The sequence below is a fragment of the Variovorax beijingensis genome, from assembly GCF_003951285.1.
Lineage (GTDB): Bacteria > Pseudomonadota > Gammaproteobacteria > Burkholderiales > Burkholderiaceae_C > Variovorax > Variovorax beijingensis.
The window spans coordinates 1-1,200 of sequence record NZ_RXFQ01000076.1 but is presented as its reverse complement, the minus strand read 5'-3'; the positions used below and the strand labels follow the sequence as shown (position 1 = coordinate 1,200).

1 pseudogene is annotated in these 1,200 nt (G+C 68.2%); it reads left to right on the top strand.

What is annotated here, in order from left to right:
• Positions 1-21: 21 nt before the first annotated feature.
• Positions 22-1,200 (top strand): annotated as a pseudogene (locus tag EJO66_RS32465) (RHS repeat-associated core domain-containing protein); the annotation flags it as partial.

Sequence of the window (1,200 nt, the reverse complement as noted above, 5' to 3'; positions counted from 1 at the left end):
TACAGCTACAGCCACCACCTCGTGACCCGCTACACCGACCGCACCGGCCGCGGCATGAACCTCGAATACGACGGCACAAGCGCCGACGCCAAGGCCGTGCGCGAGTGGAGCGACGATGGCAGCTTCGCGCTCAAGCTGGAGTGGGACAAGAACATCCGCCTGACCTACGTGACCGATGCCCTCGGCCACGAGACCTGGTACTACTACGACATCCTGGGCTACACCTATCGGGTCATCCATCCCGACCAGCTGGAGGAATGGTTCTTCCGCGACAACGACAAGAACATCACCCGCCACATCCACACCGACGGCACCACCGACGACTACGTCTACGACGCCCACGGCAACCTCAAGACCCACACCCGCGCCGACGGCAGCAGCGTGCACTACGCCTACGACGCGCGCCACCGCATCACCGGCATCCTCGACGCCGAAGGCGGCGCCTGGAAGCGCGACTACGACGCGAGCGGCAACCTCACCGAAGAGATCGACCCGCTCGGCCACAAGACCGAATACGCCTACGACAACGCCGGGCGCCCCGTGCGCATCACCGACGCCAAGGGCGGCATCAAGACCCTGGCCTACACCCCCGACGGCCAACTGGCCAGCCACACCGACTGCTCCGGCAAGACCACCCAGTGGGCCTACGACGGCCGCGGCCGCCTGGCCAGGATCACCAACGCCCTGGGCCAGGCCACGCGCTTTCGCTACACCGAAGCCGGCGAAGCCGCGCAGGCCGCGATGCCGGGCCATGCCAACCACCCGGGCCAGCTCGAGGAGATCGTCCACCCCGACAACACCAGCGAGTACTTCGCCCATGACGCCGAAGGCCGCCTGCTCGCGCACACCGATGCGCTCGGCCGCCGCACCAGCTACGGCTACACCCGCGCCGGCCTCGTCGCCCAGCGCACCGACGCGGCCGGCCGCACCCTCAAGTACCACTGGGACCTGCTCGGGCGCCTGCGCGAACTGCACAACGAGAACGGCAGCCGCTACGACTTCCATTACGACCCGGTTGGCAAGCTGCTCGAAGAAACCGGCTTCGACCGCAAGAGCACCCAGTACCGCTACGACGAAGCCAGCGGCGTGCTGGCCGAGGTCATCGAAGCCGGCCACAGCACCCGGCTCGAATTCGACGCCCTGGGCCGCCTGAGCGAGCGCCAGGCCGGCGACCAGGCCGAGCGCTTCGCCTACGACCGC